This is a genomic window from Rhizobium sp. 862_C5_N1_2 (assembly GCF_051811205.1).
Lineage (GTDB): Bacteria > Pseudomonadota > Alphaproteobacteria > Rhizobiales > Rhizobiaceae > Rhizobium > Rhizobium leguminosarum.
On record NZ_JBPWPT010000001.1, the window covers coordinates 2,673,732 to 2,691,442 of the forward strand.

The following is a 17,711-nucleotide window of genomic DNA, read 5'->3' on the forward strand; positions in this document are numbered from 1 at the left end:
GCCAGGATCTGCACTTGCCAGCGGCGAGCGCACCGCCTTGAGACTTTCAGTTCAAGAGAACTCACCTGCGCGGGGACCAGCAAGCGTCACGCGCCAGCCCGTTCGCGATTGGAAATCCTGAGTGGCCAGAAACGTATAGCCCGTCGTGCGCCAGAGCCTCACGGCACTGGTCAGATTGTCGAGCACATAATCGCCGCCGTCCGTCCGGGCAATCAGAACGACATGGTTTTGATCGTGCGGTCCAATCACGACGGAAAGCGCCAACCGGTTCGATGGAAAACCAGCTTCGATCAGGTCCTTCATCTTCTGGAGAGCGTAGTCCTCACAGTCGCCACGGCCGGCAACCGGCAGAGACCAAACATCCTTATTTCGGGAAGACGGGCGATCTTCCGCGGGAATGATACGTCCATTTACGGCACGATTGACCTTTTGAAGAAGCGCTGTTCCTGCCTGATCATTCAGCTGTTGCGCCGCCATCCTGCCGCACAGCCACTTGTACTTGGCGCAGGCTGCGGCGAATCCCACGGGTGCGCCGATGCTTCGCGTCACAGGAAGCGATGATCCCGCAACAGCTTGAAAATGCAGAAGAATGAATAAAAAGCCAGCGAGCGAAAAGAGGCGCTTCATAGCCGATTCCTTTTATTTATTGCGAGACGATAACATAGGCGAAATAAAAATTTAGTAAAATTTTATACTTGCGAATTTAACTGTATTAGACGAATGAGACAGATTAACCATTATCTATTCTTCAGGTTAATTGATTGTTAGTATAAGAGTTCTCCCCATTAACATTCAGTTAACCTTGGGATTGGATTGAAATGATCAGCAGAGCAGCGAAATTCAGCGTCGCCGTTGCTTCCCTTCTGGCAAGCAGCAGCTTGGCAACGGCAGCCCCGGCAGTGGTCAATTGCAAGGCCGCAGTTCGCGGTACACTCGAATACAGACTGTGCATGCCGACCAGAGCAATTCAGTCCGATAACAGGTTCAGCCCGAACGATAACGATCGCGGCAGCCCAAACATTGGCGGCGGCAAGAAGACATCCAGCACCGGCTCCCTCGCCAGCAATGGGAATGATGGCGATAATGGTAATGGTAATGGTAATGGCACTGGCAGTGGCAGTGGCGACGGCAATGGTGACGGCGACGGCGACAATGGCGGAAAGGACGATCACGGCGGCAAGGGCCATGATCATCACGGCGGCGGCAAGGGCGGGAAAGATCACGGGCACGGCAAGGACGGTCCGGGCCACGGCGGAAAAGACGATCACGGCGGCAAGGACCGCGATCATCACGGCCACGACAAGGGCGGAAAAGATCACGGTCACGGCAAGGGTGGCAATGACGGTCCCGGCAAGGGCGGTAACGACGGCCCAGGCAAGGGCGGCAATGACGGTCCCGGCAAGGGCGGCAACGACGGCCCAGGCAAGGGTGGCAATGACGGCCCTGGCAAGGGCGGCAACGACGGCCCAGGCAAGGGCGGCAACGACGGTCCGGGTAAGGGCGGCAACGACGGCCCAGGCAAGGGTGGCAATGACGGCCCTGGCAAGGGCGGCAACGACGGCCCGAGCAAGGGCGGCAATGACGGTCCGGGCAATGGCGGCAACGACGGCCCAGGCAAGGGTGGCAATGACGGCCCTGGCAATGGCGGCAACGACGGCCCGAGCAAGGGCGGCAATGACGGTCCGGGCAATGGCGGCAGCGACGGTCCGAGCAAGGGCGGCAATGACGGCCCTGGCAATGGCGGCAGCGACGGTCCGAGCAAGGGCGGCAATGACGGCCCTGGCAATGGCGGCAACGACGGTCCGAGCAGGGGCGGCAATGACGGCCCAAACAAGGGTGGCAATGACGGCCCAAGCAAGGGTGGCAATGACGGTTCGCACGAAGGCGGTTCCGGCAAAGGCGGCTCGGGATCTAAGCCGAACTAAGCCGATCAGCGAAAAAACGTGAAAGGTGAGGCCGGTCTCCGGCCTCACCTTTTTGGGGATCGTCGGCTTTGTATGGCAAGCGAGATCGGGAAGGCGGCCAGACGCAGGAGCGAGCCTAGCGGGATGACCCGGCGGCTCGGCCATCACAATACCCGCCCGTCAGGCAATAGTGTCCTCGGCCATCGAGCCATCCGCGGCAGATCATGCCTATGAACGGATCGACACCCGCAAGTTCACGACACGCCTTTCGGCGAGCGCGTGGCGATCGTCTAGCGAACACGAGCCGAACTTACGCCGCGCAAGCCTCACATAGACCGCGGATCTCGATCGTCGTTTTCTCGGGCTTGAACTTCTGCCCGCGCACCCAGCTCATCAGCCTGTGGTCGATCTCATGGTCGTGGAACTCCGTCACCTGGCCGCAGCTTTCGCAGATGGCGAAGGCGACGATGCCGTGGCTGTGGCAGTCGTCGCCCGGATGGGCGCAGGCGACGAAGGAGTTGATGCTTTCGAGCCGGTGCACGACGCCGTATTCAAGCAGCTTCTCGAGCGCACGGTAGACCTGCAGGGGCGCGCGAAAACCGTGGTCGCGCAGCTTGTCGAGGATGGTGTAGGCGCTGAGCGGCCCTTCGGCCTTTTCGAGCACGTCGAAGACCAGCGACTGGTTCTTGGTCAATTGCGGTGTCGTCATGAGCCTTGTCCTTGCATGAGCGCGCGGTGGCGCCTGACGGGAAGCAGGCTGAGCATGAAGAGGATCAGCGCCGCGACCACGATCGAGGGACCCGAGGGCGTGTCGTAGGTAAGCGAGCCGAACAGCCCGCCGACGACGGCGACCGCCCCGATCAGCGAGGCGAGCACCGCCATGATCTCCGGCGTCGGCGAGAAGCGCCGGGCCGCAGCCGCCGGAATGATCAGCAGCGAGGTGATCAGCATGATGCCGACGATCTTCATGGCGATGGCGATGACGACGGCCATCAGCAGCATGAAGAACAGCCGCGCCCGCTCTGGCTTCAGCCCCTCGGCCTCGGCGAGCTCGGCATTGACGGTCGCAGCCAAGAGTGGCCGCCAGAGCCAGACCATTGCCACGAGCACGAAGAGCCCGCCTCCCCAGATCAGCGCAATGTCGGTCGTGGAAACAGCAAGGATATCGCCGAACAGGAAGGCGATGAGATCGATCCGCACCCAGCTCATGAAGGCGACCATGACGAGGCCGATCGCCAGCGTGGCATGCGAGAGGATGCCGAGCAGAGCATCGGCCGACAGCGCCTGGCGCTTCTGCAGGAAGAGCAGCAGCACCGACACGAGGGCGGCGACGGCAAAGACAGCCAGTGTCAGATTGAGTTCGAAGAGCAGCGACAGTGCGACGCCGAGCAGCGCCGAATGGGCGATCGTATCGCCGAAATAGGCCATGCGCCGCCAGATGATGAAGCAGCCGAGCGGCCCCGTCGTCAGCGCCAGGCCGACGCCGGCAAGAATGGCGCGCACGAAGAAATCATCAAGCATGGCGCTCTCCCGCTGCATGCGCGTGCGGATGGGCATGGTCGGTATGATCGTGACCATGTTCATGACCGTCATGCCCATGCCCGTGCGCGTGATGGCCATCATCGGGATGGCAATGATCGGTCACCGTGCCGTCGGCATGTTGCACGCGGCCGTCCGGCAGGTGCGTATGATCGTGGTGATGGCTATAGACGGCAAGTGTTTGCGCCGCCCGGCTGCCGAACAGCTGCACATATTCCGGGCTGCGGCTGACGGCTTCGGGCGTGCCGCGGCAGCAGACATGGCCGTTGAGGCAGATGACCGTGTCGGTCTCGGCCATGACGACGTGGAGATCGTGCGAGATCAGCAGGATGCCGCAGCCAGTCGCATTGCGGATCGATTTGATGAGGTCGTAGAGCGCGATCTCTCCGGAAAAGTCGACCCCCTGCACCGGCTCGTCGAGCACCAGCAGATCGGGTTTGCGGGCAATCGCCCGGGCCATCAACGCCCGCTGGAACTCCCCGCCGGAGAGGTGCTGGACCTCGGCATCGAGCATATGGGCAATGCCGGCGGATTCGAGCGCAGAGAGCATGTCGCGCTCCGGCAGCGGTCCTGTCAGCGTCATCAGCCGGCGCACCGAAAGCGGCAGCGTCCAGTCGATCGACAGCTTCTGCGGGACATAGCCGACCTTGAGGCCGGCCTTGCGCTCCACCCTGCCCTCATCCGCCTTCAACACGCCGATCGCCGCCTTGGCACTGGTCGACTTGCCCGAGCCGTTCGGCCCGATAAGCGTGACGATTTCGCCCCGCGAGACGGAAAAATCGACGCCGCGCACCAGCCACCGGCCATTGCGCAGGATGCCGACATTTTCAAGCGAAACCAGCGGTTCGGCCCTGATACCAGCGGCGGTCTTTGCGGGAGAGAGCATCAAATTTTCCGAAAGTGCTGTTGCGTCCTGCTATTGCACACGTTATAGCATAACGCAATTGATGTAATAACATAACAGTTGCAATTCAAGCGGAGCATGTTGATGAAACGCGCCTTGGGGCCTGCCCTTAAAATTTTGGCCCTCAGAATGCCCACCCTCGCAATCCCGGCCCTGGCGATCCCCGTCCTGCTCTTCGGCAGCACTATGCGCGCAGCCGATGCGCCTGTCGTCGTCACCTCGATCAAACCGATCCATTCGCTGGTTTCGGCGATCATGCAGGGTGTCGGCGAACCGAAGCTGATCGTCGACGGCGCCGCTTCCCCGCATACCTACAATCTCAAGCCGTCCAACGCCCGCGCCCTGCAGGATGCCAGGGTGATTTTCTGGGTCGGTCCCGGCCTCGAGGCCTTTCTCGAAAAGCCGCTGCAGGCGCTGGGTCGGGATGCCAGCATCGCCGAACTCGACAATGCCCCCGGCCTCGTCAAGCTGCCGTTCCGCGAAGGCGGCGCCTTCGAGCCGCATGATGACGCCCCGGAGCACGAAAGTGCTTCCGGTCAGCACGACAGTGCTTCCGACGCCCCGGAGCACGAACACGATCACGCCGAGGCTGACCACGACCACGACGCCTTCGACACACATCTCTGGCTCGACCCGATGAATGCAAAGGCAATGGCGGCGCTGATCACCACGACACTGGTTGCCGCCGATCCCGCCAATGCACTGACCTATCAGGGCAACGCCAAGGCGCTAAACGACAGGCTGGATGCGCTCGACGCCGAGATCAAGGGTATCGTCGCTCCCGTCAAGGGCAAGCCCTTCATCGTCTTCCATGACGCCTACCAGTATTTCGAGCACCGGTATGGCATCCGCGTCGCCGGCTCGATCACCGTCAGCCCCGAAACCATTCCCGGTGCCGAGCGTGTTTCGGAAATCCGCCACAAGGTCGGTGAACTCGGCGCCACCTGCGTCTTTGCCGAGCCGCAGTTCGAGCCGCGCCTCGTCAATGTGGTCATCGAAGGCACACGCGCCAAGTCAGGCGTGCTCGATCCCGAAGCGGCAACACTGAAGGCCGGCCCCGATCTTTACTTCACCCTCATGCGCGGCATCGCCGACAGCATGAAGGACTGCCTCTCCAGCACATGACTCTCATGCGCGCTCCGCGCGTCCTGCCGGACACGCGACGCTCAGGAGAGACCGGAAAACGGACAACCCCGTTCCGCCTTTTTTTCGGCACATCAAAGGTAATGATATAACATAAACTATGATCTTATGAGGTTCCCATGGACAACAGACTTCCCGTCACGGTGCTTTCAGGCTTCCTCGGCGCCGGCAAGACGACACTGCTCAACCATGTGTTGACCAATCGCGAAGGCTTACGCGTCGCCGTTATCGTCAACGACATGAGTGAGGTGAATATCGATGCCACCCTGGTGCGCGACGGCGGCGCCAATCTCTCCCGCACCGAGGAACAGCTCGTCGAGATGACCAATGGCTGCATCTGCTGCACGCTGCGCGACGATCTGCTGAAGGAGGTGCGCCAACTCGCCGATCAGGGCCGCTTCGATTACCTCTTGATCGAATCGACCGGCATCGCCGAGCCCCTGCCCGTCGCCACCACCTTCGAATTTCGCGACGAGAATGGCCAAAGCCTTTCCGACGTCGCAAGGCTCGACACCATGGTGACCGTCGTCGACGCCGCCAATCTGCTTGCCGATTATGCTTCGGCCGATTTCCTTGCCGACCGCGGTGAAACGGCAGGCGATGGCGACAACAGAACCATCGTCGACCTGCTGGTCGAGCAGATCGAATTCGCCGATGTCGTGGTGTTGAACAAGATCGGCACGGCAGCCAAGGAGGAGCGCGACGCCGCGCGCAAGATCGTCACCGGTCTCAACCCGGATGCACGCCTGATCGAGGTGGATTTCGGCAAGGTCGCCTTGAAAGACGTGCTCGGCACTCGCCGCTTCGATATAGACAAGGCCGAGACCCATCCGCTCTGGTACAAGGAACTGCACGGCTTCCGCGACCACCTGCCGGAGACCGAGGAATACGGCATCCGCTCCTTCGTCTATCGCGAGAAGCGGCCCTTCCATCCGGCAAAGCTGCAGGCCTTCCTCGATAGCGTATGGCCGGGCGTCGTGCGCGCCAAGGGCTTCTTCTGGCTGGCGACGCGCCCGCACCATGTCGGCGAGATCAGCCAGGCGGGCGCGATCGTGCGCACCGGCAAGATGGGCCTCTGGTGGGCGGCAGTGCCGCGCGAACAATGGCCTGAGGAACCGGCCTTCATGCGCGCCATCGGCCCCTATCTCGACCCCGTCTGGGGCGACCGCCGCCAGGAAATCGTGTTTATCGGCGCCGATCCGATGGACGAGACCTGGATCAGGAAGGAACTCGACGCCTGTCTTATCAGGACAGATGCCTTCGCGCCCGAGCGCTGGCGCGACCTGCCCGATCCTTTCGCCAGCTGGAACCGGCAGGCGGCATGAAGGCGAAGGCAATCAAACGCTATCGCTGCGTCTGCACCGAATGCGAGCCGCTACCGCCGATCGAAGGGCTTCATCCGCTGACGCACGAGCAGGACACCGACGCTGAAGTCGGAAGACCAAGAGGTTTTCTCGGCATCATTGCTGAACGGGTCATACCTTCACGCAGGCAATCCTAAAGCAGGTCATACCTGCCGCCGGCCCTTCCTCCTCCTCCTCCTCCTTCATTCCTATGCTCGTCACAGGAATGAAGGAGGAGGAGGGTGCGAAACGGCTACGCGCCTCCCAGAGTCAAAAAGGCGGCCGAAGCCGCCCTTTCCTCATATATCGACCGATCAACGGCCGGCAATAATGCTGGAGATGATGCCGCTGGTGACGCCGATCAGCAGGTAGTCATTATCGGCCCGCACCCAGCGATAACCGCGGGGCGGAGGCGCCAGCCGGTAGCGGCGGTAGTCGTTGACATCGGAGAACCGGCGACGTTCGCTGGCGTTGACGCGGTATCCCTTCTTCCAATGCGACCGGACGATCACCTTCTTCTGCACGACGACGGGGGAACGGCGATGATCGTCGGCGCTGGCCTGGGAAACAACCATCGGGGAAAGAAGGAAGGAGGCGGAAAGAAGAGCTGCAAAAATCTTTTTCATGTGGGGTTCCTCGTGTTGGGCACGTGACCAAACTAGGGCCGAAAAGATGAACTGAAACTGAAACAAAAATTAAACTTTTGTAATGGAATCCAATAGCTACGGGTCGAAGCTTATATTTTAGGTTAAGCTTATACACGGTGATCGGGGTTTTAGCGCGGCCGGCTGGCTTCGTTCCTCTGAAGCCCTTCGGCCTCTGGTGCTCATCGCCTAGAAGGCGCGGTCGTGGAGGGTTGCCCTGCGGCAGGCGGCATGCTCTCCATTCGATCTAGTCTCGCCCAAAGGTGCTCAGCGATTTGGCATAACGAGATACATAAAAAACTTGAAACGGGCGCATAATCGAGTTTCGAAGCGACACATCCTAGGAACAGGAGAGTTCTGGATGCGCCCCCGCGAAAGGACGATCAGATCAAGACAACGAAGACCACAATGGAGGAAAACATGCCCGGTATCAGCATGCGCTACATCGTCGACGACGTCGACGCCGCAGTGGAATTCTACACGAGACATCTCGGCTTCTCTGTGGCGCTTCGTCCCGCGCCGAGTTTCGCCATCCTGACCAGGGACGGTTTTCGTCTGTTCGTCAGCGGCATGACGGGACCCGGCGGAGCATCTCAAGCAATGCCAGATGGGAGAAAGCCGGAGCCCGGCGGTTGGAATCGCGTCCAGATCGAGGTCAAGGATTTGGAAGCAGACGTCGTCGCGCTGCGTCAGGCCGGCGCGCGTTTCCGCAACGAGATCGTGCAGGGCATAGGCGGCAAGCAAATCCTGCTCGACGATCCGGCCGGAAACCCGATCGAGCTCTTCGAGGCGCCCAAGCGATGAATGGCGCGACGCCGGTCACGTCGTTTGCCACACATTTTTGCGCTCCACATCAACGCGCATAAGCCCGATCATGCGGTGCGCGACACAACTGCGCTCCGCATCCGCAGACCGGTGCCTTGATCTCGATCACGGCGGGCTCCGCCGCGAGAATACCAGCTGCGCCTTGCCACCGGTGTGCGAGCGTGTAGGGTCGGACTCGCATCAATTCAGAGGTAGGGAAATATGTCCGAATCCGCGGGCGGGCTCTTCGACTATGTCGGGATACTAGCCGTGTTACTTCTCGTGGCCGCCAATGGCTTCTTCGTCGCCGCCGAATTCGCGCTGGTATCTGTGAGACGCAGCCGTGTTACCGAACTTGCCGCGGCAGGCCGGATGAATGCCTCCGCACTTCAGCGCGCCGTCGACAATCTCGACGCCAACCTTGCAGCCACCCAGCTCGGCATAACCATCTCGTCGCTCGCCCTCGGCTGGGTCGGCGAACCGGCGCTTGCCCACCTTATCGAGCCTCTGCTGTCGTGGCTGCCGGGGCAATGGGCGACAACAGGCGCGCATACCGTCGCCATCGTCATTGCCTTCGTCATCATCACGGCGCTGCACATCGTGCTCGGCGAGCTCGCGCCGAAAAGCCTGGCGCTTCAGCGCAGCGAAGCCACCTCGCTTGCCGTGGTGCGTCCGCTCGGGTTCTTCCTGGTGCTGTTCAAGCCGGCGATCTTTGCCCTGAACGGCATGGGCAACCTCGTGCTGCGGGGTGTGGGTCTTCGCGCCGGAACCGGCGAATCGTCGTTTCATTCGCCGCAGGAGCTCAAGCTGCTGGTCGCCGAGAGCCAGGAGGCCGGCCTTCTCAACCAGGTGCAGCAGCAGCTCGTCGAGCGGGTGTTCAACATCGGCGACAGGCCGATCTCCGATATCATGACCCCGCGTCTCGACATCGAATGGTTCGACGCCGACGACAGCGAGGCCGAAATCCTGAAGACCATCCGCGAATGCAGCCACGAGCAATTGCTGGTCGCCCGCGGCTCGATCGACGAGCCGATCGGCATGGTGTTGAAGAAGGACCTTCTCGACCAGGTTCTCGACGGCGGCAAGGTCCGGCCGATGGAGGTGATCAAGCAGCCGCTGGTGCTGCATGAGGGCACCTCGGTCGTCCGCGTGCTCGACAGTTTCAAGGCCTCACCCGTTCGCCTCGCCATCGTCATCGACGAATATGGCAGCCTCGAAGGCATCGTCACCCAGACCGACCTGCTCGAAGCTATCGCCGGCGATCTGCCGGGATCCAATGAAGAGCCCGACATCGTCGTCAGGGAAGACGGGTCGCTCTTGATCGATGCGATGATGCCGGCCTTCGACGCCTTCGAACGGCTGGGCCTGCGCGATCGTCCAGATGCCGATTTCCATACGCTGGCGGGCTTCGCGCTGCATCAGCTCCAGCACATCCCCGAAGCCGGCGAAACCTTCGTCTTCGACAACTGGCGCTTCGAGGTGCTCGACATGGACGGCATGCGCATCGACAAGATGCTCGCGACGCGCATTCCCGCGGATGGGGCGGAGGCCTAGCCGACTGCCAGCGTCCAGATCATCCCTGCGGCTGCGCAGGCTAGCAGCGTCGCGATCACGGAAGCCTTGAAGCGGAAGATCGCGACGGCGGCGGCGGCAGACAGCGCCATTGCCGCCGGCACGGCCGATTGCAGCACGGGAATATCGAGCCGCAAGCCGCCAAGGCGGACGGTCGCAACCTCGGCAAACAGCGTGTGCAGGGCAAACCAGATAGCGAGGTTGAGGATGACCCCGACTACCGCCGCGGTTATGGCCGACATCGCGCCGGCGAGCGCAATGTTGCCGCGCAGTTTTTCGATGAACGGCGCGCCGAGGAAGATCCAGAGGAAACAGGGCACGAAGGTGACCCAGCTCGTCAGTATCGCCGCAAGGGTTGCCGCAAGCATCGGGTTCAGCGCTCCCGGATCCCGGTAGGCGCCCATGAAGCCGACGAACTGGACGACCATGATCAGCGGCCCCGGCGTCGTCTCGGCCATGCCGAGACCATCCAGCATCTCGCCGGGTTTCAGCCAGCCGAAATGCTGCACAGCCTCCTGCGCGACATAGGCAAGTACGGCATAGGCCCCGCCGAAGGTGACGACCGCCATCTTGCTGAAGAACAGGCCGATCTCGGTAAAGACATTGTCAGCACCGAAGGTTACGTAGAGCGCTGCAAGTGGAGCTAGCCAAAGGGCGATCAGCACGGCCGACATACGCAGCGACCAGGCGAGATTCGGGCGCGCATGCGCCGGTATGCCTTCGCCGAGCGCCGACTCGGCATCCGACAGCACCGGGCCGCTCCCGGCCTTGTGGCCGCCGCCCGTCTGGAAGGCGGCAAGCCCGAACCTGCCGCCGAGGAAGCCCGCAATGGCGGCCGCGAGCACGATCAGCGGGAACGGGACATGGAGAAAGAAGATGGCGATGAAGGCCGCGGCCGCGATTCCGACCATGACGCGATTCTTGAGCGCACGGCCGCCGATGCGGATGACGGCCTGCGCGACGACAGCAAGCACTGCCGCCTTCAGCCCGAAGAAGAGGCCGGCGACGATGCCGACGTTGCCGTAGGCCGCGTAGATATAGCTGAGACAGAGGATCGACAGGAAGCCCGGCAACACGAACAGCAGGCCGGCGACGAGACCGCCCACTGTTCGATGCATCAGCCAACCAATATAGATGGCGAGCTGCTGCGCCTCCGGTCCGGGAAGCAGCATGCAATAGTTCAGCGCATGCAGAAAACGGTGCTCACCGATCCATCGCTTCTCATCGACGATGATCCGGTGCATGACGGCAATCTGGCCGGCGGGGCCGCCAAAACTCAGGGCGGCGACGCGCAGCCACACCCTGAAGGCCTCGCCAAACGAAACGCCGTGGTGATGCCCCTCTCCCGCGTCTTCCTCCGCCATTTTGCCGCCGGGAGCACTATCCGTCATCTCGACCATCTCACACCCTCTTCTTTGGCGCGGGCCAATTGTGGGTTTCCTCGGTCGCATCGCGGCACCAGCGGAAAAAAGCGTCGTAGAGAAGCATCCCAGCCTCGAGTTGCTCCAGATCGTCGGAATACATCCTGGAGAGGCCGAGCGATGCCGCAAGCAGGCCCGCCGCCTCAGGCGCGAGGTCGAGCCTCGCTGTATCTGCCGCCCTGACGATCCGCGCCAGGCGCAGAAGCGGTTCCGACGCCAGTCCGAACTCTTCGATCATGACGTCGAAAGTGCAGAATTCGCCGCGATGACTCCAGAACACGTCTTCGATATCGAAGGGCGTCGCCCCGAAGCGCTCGCCGACGGCCAAAACCTCGGGCGCAGGCACAAACAGGAACACGGCGTTCGGATCGACGAAGCGCCGGATCAGCCAGGGACAGGCGATGCGATCGATCTTCGGCCGCGCCCGCGTCACCCAGACGGTGCGCTCTCCAGCGTCGCGTTGCGGCAGCTTTGCATCGGGCACGGCCTGTCCGCCTGCGATCCACGCCTCGAAGCCACCTTCGAGGCTTTCCGCGTCAATCCCGGCATGGCGGAGATAGGCGGCAACACCATGACTGAGCTTGCCGCCTCTTTGGCAGACCACGACGACGGCTTCGGCATCGACGCCGCCACACCAGGACGCGACGTCGGAATGAGCGCGCCGGATCGAGCCCGGCACCAATCGCGGATCGAGCGCGAAGTCCTCCTCAGTGCGAACGTCGATAATGCAGGGCGCACCGGGGGTTCCGATGAGGCGGCTCAGCTTGTCGGGAGAAATTTCGAGAAATGACGGCATGACGCGTCCCTCCGTTGATCGGTTTTACTGGACGCGATTCTTCAGCATGACGCCTCGTGGGGTGATCGCGACCCCATGCAGAAATCATGCGCAAACAGACACCGGCGTGTCAAGCGCGCTTGCATCGAACCGGCACGCACAATGTTCGTGTCGAGACGAAATGAACTTCCGTGGAGGCCCTTCGCCTCGGGAAGCCGAGCGGCATTGGCCGCCGATTCTGGCCGGTGGCAGCCCGGAAATCCCTGATAACAACCGCTTCCCTGCACCCATATGGAACAAAAAGCCAGCTCCGCCATTATTGTTTCACCGAAAGAGGAGAAAGTACCATGACGTACGACCCCAATAATGCCAACGATCCCAACCGCCCACTGAACCCAAATCTCGATCTGCGCACCACGCCGAGCGCGCGCAGCACTAACACGTGGGTTGTCTGGGTCGCTGCATTGGCCGTGATCGCTGTCGCTGCATTCGCCTATTCGCAGTGGAGCACCCCCGGCACATCGCCGGACACGACAGCCTCCACGACCCAATCCGAGCCGGCGCCGGCCAAGCCGATCGCTCCGACCGACAACAGCGCAACGCCCGCACCGGCACCAGCACCGGCCACTCCGCCGGCTGCCCCGGCCCAGCAGTAACGACTGCTCGGCCGAAAGAAGCCGGCCATATGCCGGCTTCCTTTCTGCTGCGAGCTCTTGAAGATGTTTAAGCAAACCCTATTTAAGGGATATTGAATCTGTCTCTGGCGGCTGACCGCGGAGGTACTGGCAGTCGTTATCGAGACCGGTCGAGGAAGGTCGGTGCGAATTTCGCCCGGCCTTTTTTCTTGTCCTCGTCATCCATGCCGAACAGCGCTTTGGCAACGCCTGGATCGGGATATTATTTGGGAATCCTGTTATAGAAGGACTGCGGATCGTACACGCACTCGTAGTCGAGGAGGCAAAGCTTGCCATTGGCATCCCTCACCCGTGCGGTGTCGTACTTGTCGCCGAGATTGCACCTGGCCGGCGGATAACGGAAGCTGCGGCCGCCAAAGCCCATCCGCACAAAAACCGCCTTGTCCTTGCGGATGATCTGCGCAAGCTCTTCGCAACTGTGATCCCTGGCATTGACCTCCACCGCCTCGACGGCAAGAGCTGCGGACGGAAACAACACTGCGACGGCCAGAACAACGCTTTTCATGGAAACTCCTGAATGTGAGAGAGCGAAGTTAGGGCATCGCACCCCATGCCGCCAGTCCAGAAACCCTCCGAACTGTACGCCTGGGCACAGCCGCATGCACTTCTCGCTCGCTCCCCGTCTCAACCGGAAGCGCCGAGAACCCCGTGCGTCCTTTCGGACGCACAAAGCACGATGCGCTAGGGAAAATTATAAGGCGACGCAGGGTCAAAAACGCAGGCATAATCGAGCATGCACTGCTTTCCCTCGGCATCGCGAAAACTGGTCGTGGTGCGTTTTTCGCCCATGCTGCATTGGGCCGGCGGATAGCGGAAGCTGCGACCGCCGAAGCCGACGCGGACAAAGACCTTTTTATTCTGACGAATGATCTGCGCGAGCTCGCCGCAGCTATGATCGCCCGCTTTGACCTCCATTGCGCCTGCGGCAAAGGCAGGCAACGGCAGAGACAATGCGACGGCAAAAACAACGCTTCTCATAGACCCCTCCTGATACGCGAGAGGGAGATAGGGCGCGCGGATCGACGCGGCCAGTCCTGCGGATGACGCGAACCATGCCGCTTGCTTCGCGACAGTTTCCCACAGACCGGAAAATCCGGTCTGTGTTCAAATATGTCAATCTTTTCAAGAGATTTGGTGGGTGATGTAGGGCTCGAACCTACGACCCGCTGATTAAGAGTCAGCTGCTCTACCAACTGAGCTAATCACCCGTTCGCGCTTGGCTGCGCGGTGTGACGGGGCGTATAAACAGGATCGGCAGGCTTGTCCAGCGCATAGGCGAAATTTCTTTGGTTAATCGCGAAGATTTTTCGGCATGGCTGAAATGCGGCGCACAACCCCGAAAATCCGAATCCATTTTCGGAAAGGATTATGCGCCGATTCAAAGTGATAGAGCGTCCTAAGCGCGTCCTGTCGGACGCCGCGGCGGTCTGGTGAAATCAAAGGTCGAGCGTGCCGCTGGCCAGCCGCACTGCCTGGCCGCCGATCCGCGCGTTGGAGATCGCTCCGCCGTCGACATCGATATGCAGGTGGATGAAGGACGGCCGGCCCATCTCTACGCCCTGCTCGATCATGATCGGGTGATGCCCGTCCGTCAGCCGGTCGAAATGGTGGATCGCGCCGGAGAGTGCGGCCGCCGCCGAGCCGGTGGCCGGATCTTCGACGATGCCCATGCCGCTTGCGAACATGCGCGCATGGAACTTTGCCACGTGGTTGACGCCGCCGCGGCAGTACACATAAGCCGAGGCAAGAGCGCCATCGACGAAGGGCACGATCTTTTCCCAGAGTTGCGGATCGAATTCCACCCGCTGCGTGGCTCCGACATCGTGCACCGGAATGAGCAGGAAGGGAACGCCGGCGCTCCAGATCGACGGGACGTGATTTTCGAAGCCGATCTCGGTCACCTTCAGCGATAGCGCATCGGCGATGCCGAGCTTGTCGAGCGGCATGACAGCGGGCTGCGATTTGCGCGGCAGGTCGAATTCGGCAAAGCTCGCCTCGCCCTCCCTCAGCCGCACCGCGCAACGCACCGGCCCGACATTTTCCTCGAGCACCGTGACGAGATCGCGCGTCGCGGCACCGTGCGCCCGTTCGGCCAGCGCCACCGCCGTGCCGACCGTGGGATGGCCGGCAAACGGCAGCTCGCGCCCAGGCGTGAATATCCTCAGACGCGCCGCATAGGCGGGGTTGGTTGAAGGCTGCACGAAGACCGTCTCCGAGAGATTGATCTCCCGGGTGATCGCCTGCATTGCCTCGTCGCTGAGATCGTCTCCGTCGAAGATCACCGCCAGCGGGTTGCCCGCAAGCTTTCGATCGGTGAACACGTCATAGACGCTGTAGCTTCGCGCCACATCGGCCTCCCTGAATCGTCATCGCGCCGCCAACCTGCCCGACCGGACGAGCGAGTGCAAGGCGCTAAAACGCGTCACGCCAACCGGATTCACATGTCGCGCTTTCGATCTTTACGTGATGCATGTCGTTATCCCAAAACGCTACACGGCTTTAGGCGGCATAGATCAACTCCGCTCGACCTTGCCGAAATACCAGTCGATCACGGGCAGCATGGCGATATTATAAGGGTGCGCCGAGTGATCGGCCGAGCGGATCGCCGCTGCACCCGCGATCTCCTTATCCTCGGCGACGAGCATGTGGCTCTCGATCCGTTCGACCATCTCGTCCGCCGTCATATCGAAACGGAAGAGCCGCAACACCGTCACCGTTCGGTTGGCATGACTGGCAAAGAGCCCTTGCCCCGCCACCGAACGGCCAAGATCCAATCCGGTTTCTTCATGGACCTCGCGTCGCATGTTCGCCTCGATGTCGCAACGCCCGTCGACGATATCCTCCGGTTCCAGCGAGCCGGCGGCGAAATAGACCTGGCCGGGATTGGCGGTATGGGCGCCCATACGGATCGCCACCAGCGCGCCGTCCGAGGTTTCGAGCACCGGATAGGCGAAGATGTGAACGCCGCCCTGACGCCGCGGCTGTCGGCGCCACCACATGAAGGCGGAAAAGGGAATGACGTGGCCCTCGCCCGCAATCCCGTTTTCACTGAGCGAGAGCCGTTGCTGAAACACCATGCGCCCGTCGAACAGCGCCGGATTGGCGGCGGTCTCCCGCGCCCAGTTCTCGCGGATCGCTGCTTCCTCGGCGGCGACCAAAGGATGGGGGCCGGGCAGGATGCGCAGATCCACGCCGGCAATCGGGAAGACCGTGGCCTCCGGCGGCCAGCCGGCGAAATCATCGGAAAAATTGCTGTTGGTGAAATTCGCGTTCAAATTCGCATTCATGGGAGATCCAGTGTCATGACGACGGGGCAGTGATCGGACGCCTTCGGCCTGTCCCAGCCGGTACGCGGATAACGCTCCACCTCCTGCCCCGGCGGGAAGATGGTGCGGTAAGGCTGGCCACTGCGGATGATTTCCGGCAGGCGGCCGACATTGTGGGCGGCGAGTGCTGGCGAGAGCCAGAGATAATCGAGTTGGCAGAGCCACTGCTCCTGCGGCCCGCGCGCGTGATAGAGCGTCCAGCGGTCGAGGTCGGTGCGACGGCGCACCACATTTTCGGCAAAGCCATCGCGGCTGAAAACGTCGAGTGCGCTTTCGGCCTCATCTTGATGCTCGAAACGATAGCCAGCGCCCCGGCGGCCGATGACATCGACGCGCTCCTGATAATCGTTCATGTCGCCACAGATAGCGAAGCTCTTCGTGCCGGCTTGATCCGCCCCGAAGCGGTCCTCGATGATGCGGCGAACGGCGCGCGCCTCGGCGCGGCGGATCGGCATGGTCGATTGCCGCCCGTCCAGCCCGTCGCGCGGATTGCCCATGGACTTGAAATGCACGACGTAGAGCGAAAGCGGCCGGCCGCCGATCAGAAGATCGAGCTCCAGGCAATCGCGCTTGAAGATCTTGTCGTCGATACGGTTGGTGAGCGCCAGCTCCTCGTCGAAAAGATCGAGATCGCGATAGGTCGTCATCGCATGGCTTTTGATGTCCCTGAGCTCGATCTTCTGGCCGTCGCGCGTTTCCTCGCGCATCAGGACGGCAACATCGATGCCACGGCTGTCATTGCCTTCGACAAGGTATTTCTGCCGGTAACCATTTCCGACCATCCGGAAGAGATAGCCGTATTCGAAGGCCTGAAGGGCGGCCATGTTGTCGATTTCCTGCAGGCAGAGGATATCGGCATCCGCGTCGGCAATCGCAAGCGCCGTCATCTGCCGCGTGTCGTCGGTCGCCGCGATCACGCGGGCCTGCTCGAGCTGCTGATAGACGCCCTCGCTCGACACCTGGAAAAGCTTGATGACGCGGTCCTGGCGCAGCTGGTTGCGAAAGCCGGTGAAATCGAAACGGGTCAGGAGATTTTCGACATTGAAGGTGGCGAGGCGAAGCGACATGGGAAGGATCCGGTTGCGGGGAGTACCTTAACCAGCAGAAGCCGCAGGAAAAGATGGCGAGGCCAAGAAATATGCGGACAACCACCCCTCTTGCAGCCCCGGACGCGATTGCCTGTGACTTAGGCCGCTGACATTCTCCCGCAAGCCCCGAATAATTCGTCCCGGACGACATTCACCAGTTCCGGCGGGAGGCATTTCATGAAACGGATTTCTGCATCGCTGGCGATTCTGACCGTCCTCGCCGGCGCCGGCCCGGCACTTGCCGACAGCTACGGTGCCATCGCCTATTCGCCATCAACAGGCGCTCTCGGCTGGTCCTATGCCCATGACAATCGCGGCGACGCCGAAATCGTTGCCCGGCGCAATTGCGACAGCAGCGCCAATGACTGCCGGATCGCCATCTGGTTCCGCAATGCCTGCGGCGCGGTGGCCGTCGGCCATCGCGGCGGCTGGGGCTCCGGCTGGGGTTACGACAACCGTGAGGCCCAGCGTCAGGCAATCCGCAGCTGCCGAAAACAAACCGGCAGCTGCCGCGTCATCCGCTGGCAATGTTCGGAGTAGGAATGATTCTGGT

20 protein-coding genes and 1 tRNA gene are annotated in these 17,711 nt (G+C 61.7%); 8 read left to right on the forward strand and 13 right to left on the reverse strand.

Going from position 1 to position 17,711, the window contains the following annotated elements; all coding sequences use genetic code 11:
• Nucleotides 1-51: 51 nt before the first annotated feature.
• Nucleotides 52-627: a transglutaminase-like cysteine peptidase gene (locus tag ACD590_RS13500; RefSeq protein ID WP_247266292.1), complete on the reverse strand. Its 576-nt coding sequence runs from the start codon at nt 625-627 to the stop codon at nt 52-54.
• A 191-nt stretch (nt 628-818) separates the two neighbouring features.
• On the opposite strand from ACD590_RS13500, the gene ACD590_RS13505 reads away from it, so the two are divergent.
• A complete protein-coding gene (locus ACD590_RS13505) occupies nt 819-1,925 on the forward strand; it encodes a hypothetical protein (RefSeq protein WP_439002762.1) in 1,107 nt (368 codons plus the stop codon).
• 289 nt (nt 1,926-2,214) lie between these two features.
• Here ACD590_RS13505 and ACD590_RS13510 read toward each other — a convergent pair whose 3' ends face one another.
• The 3 genes from ACD590_RS13510 to ACD590_RS13520 are packed head-to-tail and all read right to left on the reverse strand — an operon-like array spanning nt 2,215 to nt 4,329.
• Nucleotides 2,215-2,613 (reverse strand): Fur family transcriptional regulator, encoded by a 399-nt coding sequence (locus tag ACD590_RS13510; protein WP_130729209.1) that lies wholly within the window; start codon nt 2,611-2,613, stop codon nt 2,215-2,217.
• Nucleotides 2,610-3,425, reverse strand: coding sequence for a zinc ABC transporter permease subunit ZnuB (gene znuB / locus ACD590_RS13515; RefSeq protein ID WP_047623352.1), 816 nt, complete (start codon nt 3,423-3,425; stop codon nt 2,610-2,612). Before znuB ends, ACD590_RS13510 begins: the two co-directional genes overlap by 4 nt.
• Complete coding sequence (locus ACD590_RS13520; RefSeq protein WP_247264981.1) at nt 3,418-4,329, reverse strand: ATP-binding cassette domain-containing protein; 912 nt, start codon at nt 4,327-4,329, stop codon at nt 3,418-3,420. Before ACD590_RS13520 ends, znuB begins: the two co-directional genes overlap by 8 nt.
• Nucleotides 4,330-4,431: 102 nt before the next feature.
• Here ACD590_RS13520 and ACD590_RS13525 point away from each other — a divergent pair, with 102 nt between their 5' ends.
• From ACD590_RS13525 to ACD590_RS13535, 3 genes are all read left to right on the forward strand, one after another.
• Entirely contained in the window at nt 4,432-5,472 is a 1,041-nt protein-coding gene (locus ACD590_RS13525; RefSeq protein WP_439002763.1) for a zinc ABC transporter substrate-binding protein, read from the forward strand.
• 137 nt (nt 5,473-5,609) lie between these two features.
• Nucleotides 5,610-6,815, forward strand: a complete 1,206-nt coding sequence (gene zigA / locus ACD590_RS13530) for a zinc metallochaperone GTPase ZigA (RefSeq protein ID WP_247264982.1) — start codon at nt 5,610-5,612, stop codon at nt 6,813-6,815.
• The gene (locus ACD590_RS13535) at nt 6,812-6,991 is read left to right on the forward strand and encodes a hypothetical protein (RefSeq protein ID WP_018446459.1); all 180 of its coding nucleotides are present in this window, start codon (nt 6,812-6,814) and stop codon (nt 6,989-6,991) included. Before zigA ends, ACD590_RS13535 begins: the two co-directional genes overlap by 4 nt.
• Nucleotides 6,992-7,147: 156 nt before the next feature.
• Here ACD590_RS13535 and ACD590_RS13540 read toward each other — a convergent pair whose 3' ends face one another.
• Nucleotides 7,148-7,459 (reverse strand): RcnB family protein, encoded by a 312-nt coding sequence (locus tag ACD590_RS13540; RefSeq protein ID WP_247264983.1) that lies wholly within the window; start codon nt 7,457-7,459, stop codon nt 7,148-7,150.
• Nucleotides 7,460-7,897: 438 nt separating this feature from the next.
• Here ACD590_RS13540 and ACD590_RS13545 point away from each other — a divergent pair, with 438 nt between their 5' ends.
• Both ACD590_RS13545 and ACD590_RS13550 read left to right on the forward strand, forming a co-directional pair.
• Entirely contained in the window at nt 7,898-8,281 is a 384-nt protein-coding gene (locus ACD590_RS13545) for a VOC family protein (protein ID WP_439002764.1), read from the forward strand.
• Nucleotides 8,282-8,503: 222 nt separating this feature from the next.
• Nucleotides 8,504-9,835 carry a hemolysin family protein gene (locus ACD590_RS13550; RefSeq protein ID WP_018446462.1) on the forward strand — a complete coding sequence of 444 codons (1,332 nt, stop codon included), beginning with the start codon at nt 8,504-8,506 and terminating at the stop codon, nt 9,833-9,835.
• On the opposite strand, the gene chrA is transcribed toward ACD590_RS13550, so the two are convergent.
• Together chrA and ACD590_RS13560 are read right to left on the reverse strand one after the other, a co-directional pair.
• Complete coding sequence (chrA, locus tag ACD590_RS13555; RefSeq protein ID WP_130652720.1) at nt 9,832-11,253, reverse strand: chromate efflux transporter; 1,422 nt, start codon at nt 11,251-11,253, stop codon at nt 9,832-9,834. The two genes, ACD590_RS13550 and chrA, sit on opposite strands and share 4 nt — an antisense overlap.
• A gap of 1 nt (nt 11,254) precedes the next feature.
• Nucleotides 11,255-12,070, reverse strand: coding sequence for a chromate resistance protein ChrB domain-containing protein (locus ACD590_RS13560; protein WP_439002765.1), 816 nt, complete (start codon nt 12,068-12,070; stop codon nt 11,255-11,257).
• A 326-nt stretch (nt 12,071-12,396) separates the two neighbouring features.
• Here ACD590_RS13560 and ACD590_RS13565 point away from each other — a divergent pair, with 326 nt between their 5' ends.
• On the forward strand, nt 12,397-12,705 hold the full coding sequence (locus ACD590_RS13565; RefSeq protein ID WP_080764175.1) for a hypothetical protein: 309 nt from the start codon (nt 12,397-12,399) through the stop codon (nt 12,703-12,705).
• Nucleotides 12,706-12,946: 241 nt separating this feature from the next.
• Here the strand turns inward: ACD590_RS13565 and ACD590_RS13570 are convergent, their stop codons facing one another.
• The 6 genes from ACD590_RS13570 to ACD590_RS13595 form a co-directional block, all read right to left on the reverse strand.
• A complete protein-coding gene (locus ACD590_RS13570) occupies nt 12,947-13,249 on the reverse strand; it encodes a hypothetical protein (RefSeq protein WP_130652722.1) in 303 nt (100 codons plus the stop codon).
• A 176-nt stretch (nt 13,250-13,425) separates the two neighbouring features.
• On the reverse strand, nt 13,426-13,722 hold the full coding sequence (locus ACD590_RS13575; RefSeq protein ID WP_047623359.1) for a hypothetical protein: 297 nt from the start codon (nt 13,720-13,722) through the stop codon (nt 13,426-13,428).
• A 154-nt stretch (nt 13,723-13,876) separates the two neighbouring features.
• A tRNA-Lys gene (locus ACD590_RS13580) sits at nt 13,877-13,952 on the reverse strand.
• 228 nt (nt 13,953-14,180) lie between these two features.
• Nucleotides 14,181-15,092: a PhzF family phenazine biosynthesis protein gene (locus ACD590_RS13585; RefSeq protein ID WP_018242751.1), complete on the reverse strand. Its 912-nt coding sequence runs from the start codon at nt 15,090-15,092 to the stop codon at nt 14,181-14,183.
• Between the two features lie 165 nt (nt 15,093-15,257).
• The gene (locus tag ACD590_RS13590; RefSeq protein ID WP_439002766.1) at nt 15,258-16,031 is read right to left on the reverse strand and encodes an NUDIX hydrolase; all 774 of its coding nucleotides are present in this window, start codon (nt 16,029-16,031) and stop codon (nt 15,258-15,260) included.
• Nucleotides 16,028-17,137: an endonuclease/exonuclease/phosphatase family protein gene (locus ACD590_RS13595; protein ID WP_018242753.1), complete on the reverse strand. Its 1,110-nt coding sequence runs from the start codon at nt 17,135-17,137 to the stop codon at nt 16,028-16,030. Before ACD590_RS13595 ends, ACD590_RS13590 begins: the two co-directional genes overlap by 4 nt.
• Nucleotides 17,138-17,335: 198 nt before the next feature.
• On the opposite strand from ACD590_RS13595, the gene ACD590_RS13600 reads away from it, so the two are divergent.
• Nucleotides 17,336-17,698, forward strand: coding sequence for a DUF4189 domain-containing protein (locus ACD590_RS13600; RefSeq protein ID WP_018242754.1), 363 nt, complete (start codon nt 17,336-17,338; stop codon nt 17,696-17,698).
• Nucleotides 17,699-17,711 lie beyond the last annotated feature (13 nt).

Bases quoted from the DNA above. Each gene is read 5' to 3' on its own strand.
- ACD590_RS13500 (WP_247266292.1), bottom strand. From the start codon at position 627: ATGAAGCGCCTCTTTTCGCTCGCTGGCTTTTTATTCATTCTTCTGCAT.
- ACD590_RS13505 (WP_439002762.1), top strand. From the start codon at position 819: ATGATCAGCAGAGCAGCGAAATTCAGCGTCGCCGTTGCTTCCCTTCTG.
- ACD590_RS13510 (WP_130729209.1), bottom strand. From the start codon at position 2,613: ATGACGACACCGCAATTGACCAAGAACCAGTCGCTGGTCTTCGACGTG.
- znuB (WP_047623352.1), bottom strand. From the start codon at position 3,425: ATGCTTGATGATTTCTTCGTGCGCGCCATTCTTGCCGGCGTCGGCCTG.
- ACD590_RS13520 (WP_247264981.1), bottom strand. From the start codon at position 4,329: ATGCTCTCTCCCGCAAAGACCGCCGCTGGTATCAGGGCCGAACCGCTG.
- ACD590_RS13525 (WP_439002763.1), top strand. From the start codon at position 4,432: ATGAAACGCGCCTTGGGGCCTGCCCTTAAAATTTTGGCCCTCAGAATG.
- zigA (WP_247264982.1), top strand. From the start codon at position 5,610: ATGGACAACAGACTTCCCGTCACGGTGCTTTCAGGCTTCCTCGGCGCC.
- ACD590_RS13535 (WP_018446459.1), top strand. From the start codon at position 6,812: ATGAAGGCGAAGGCAATCAAACGCTATCGCTGCGTCTGCACCGAATGC.
- ACD590_RS13540 (WP_247264983.1), bottom strand. From the start codon at position 7,459: ATGAAAAAGATTTTTGCAGCTCTTCTTTCCGCCTCCTTCCTTCTTTCC.
- ACD590_RS13545 (WP_439002764.1), top strand. From the start codon at position 7,898: ATGCCCGGTATCAGCATGCGCTACATCGTCGACGACGTCGACGCCGCA.
- ACD590_RS13550 (WP_018446462.1), top strand. From the start codon at position 8,504: ATGTCCGAATCCGCGGGCGGGCTCTTCGACTATGTCGGGATACTAGCC.
- chrA (WP_130652720.1), bottom strand. From the start codon at position 11,253: ATGGTCGAGATGACGGATAGTGCTCCCGGCGGCAAAATGGCGGAGGAA.
- ACD590_RS13560 (WP_439002765.1), bottom strand. From the start codon at position 12,070: ATGCCGTCATTTCTCGAAATTTCTCCCGACAAGCTGAGCCGCCTCATC.
- ACD590_RS13565 (WP_080764175.1), top strand. From the start codon at position 12,397: ATGACGTACGACCCCAATAATGCCAACGATCCCAACCGCCCACTGAAC.
- ACD590_RS13570 (WP_130652722.1), bottom strand. From the start codon at position 13,249: ATGAAAAGCGTTGTTCTGGCCGTCGCAGTGTTGTTTCCGTCCGCAGCT.
- ACD590_RS13575 (WP_047623359.1), bottom strand. From the start codon at position 13,722: ATGAGAAGCGTTGTTTTTGCCGTCGCATTGTCTCTGCCGTTGCCTGCC.
- ACD590_RS13590 (WP_439002766.1), bottom strand. From the start codon at position 16,031: ATGAATGCGAATTTGAACGCGAATTTCACCAACAGCAATTTTTCCGAT.
- ACD590_RS13595 (WP_018242753.1), bottom strand. From the start codon at position 17,137: ATGTCGCTTCGCCTCGCCACCTTCAATGTCGAAAATCTCCTGACCCGT.
- ACD590_RS13600 (WP_018242754.1), top strand. From the start codon at position 17,336: ATGAAACGGATTTCTGCATCGCTGGCGATTCTGACCGTCCTCGCCGGC.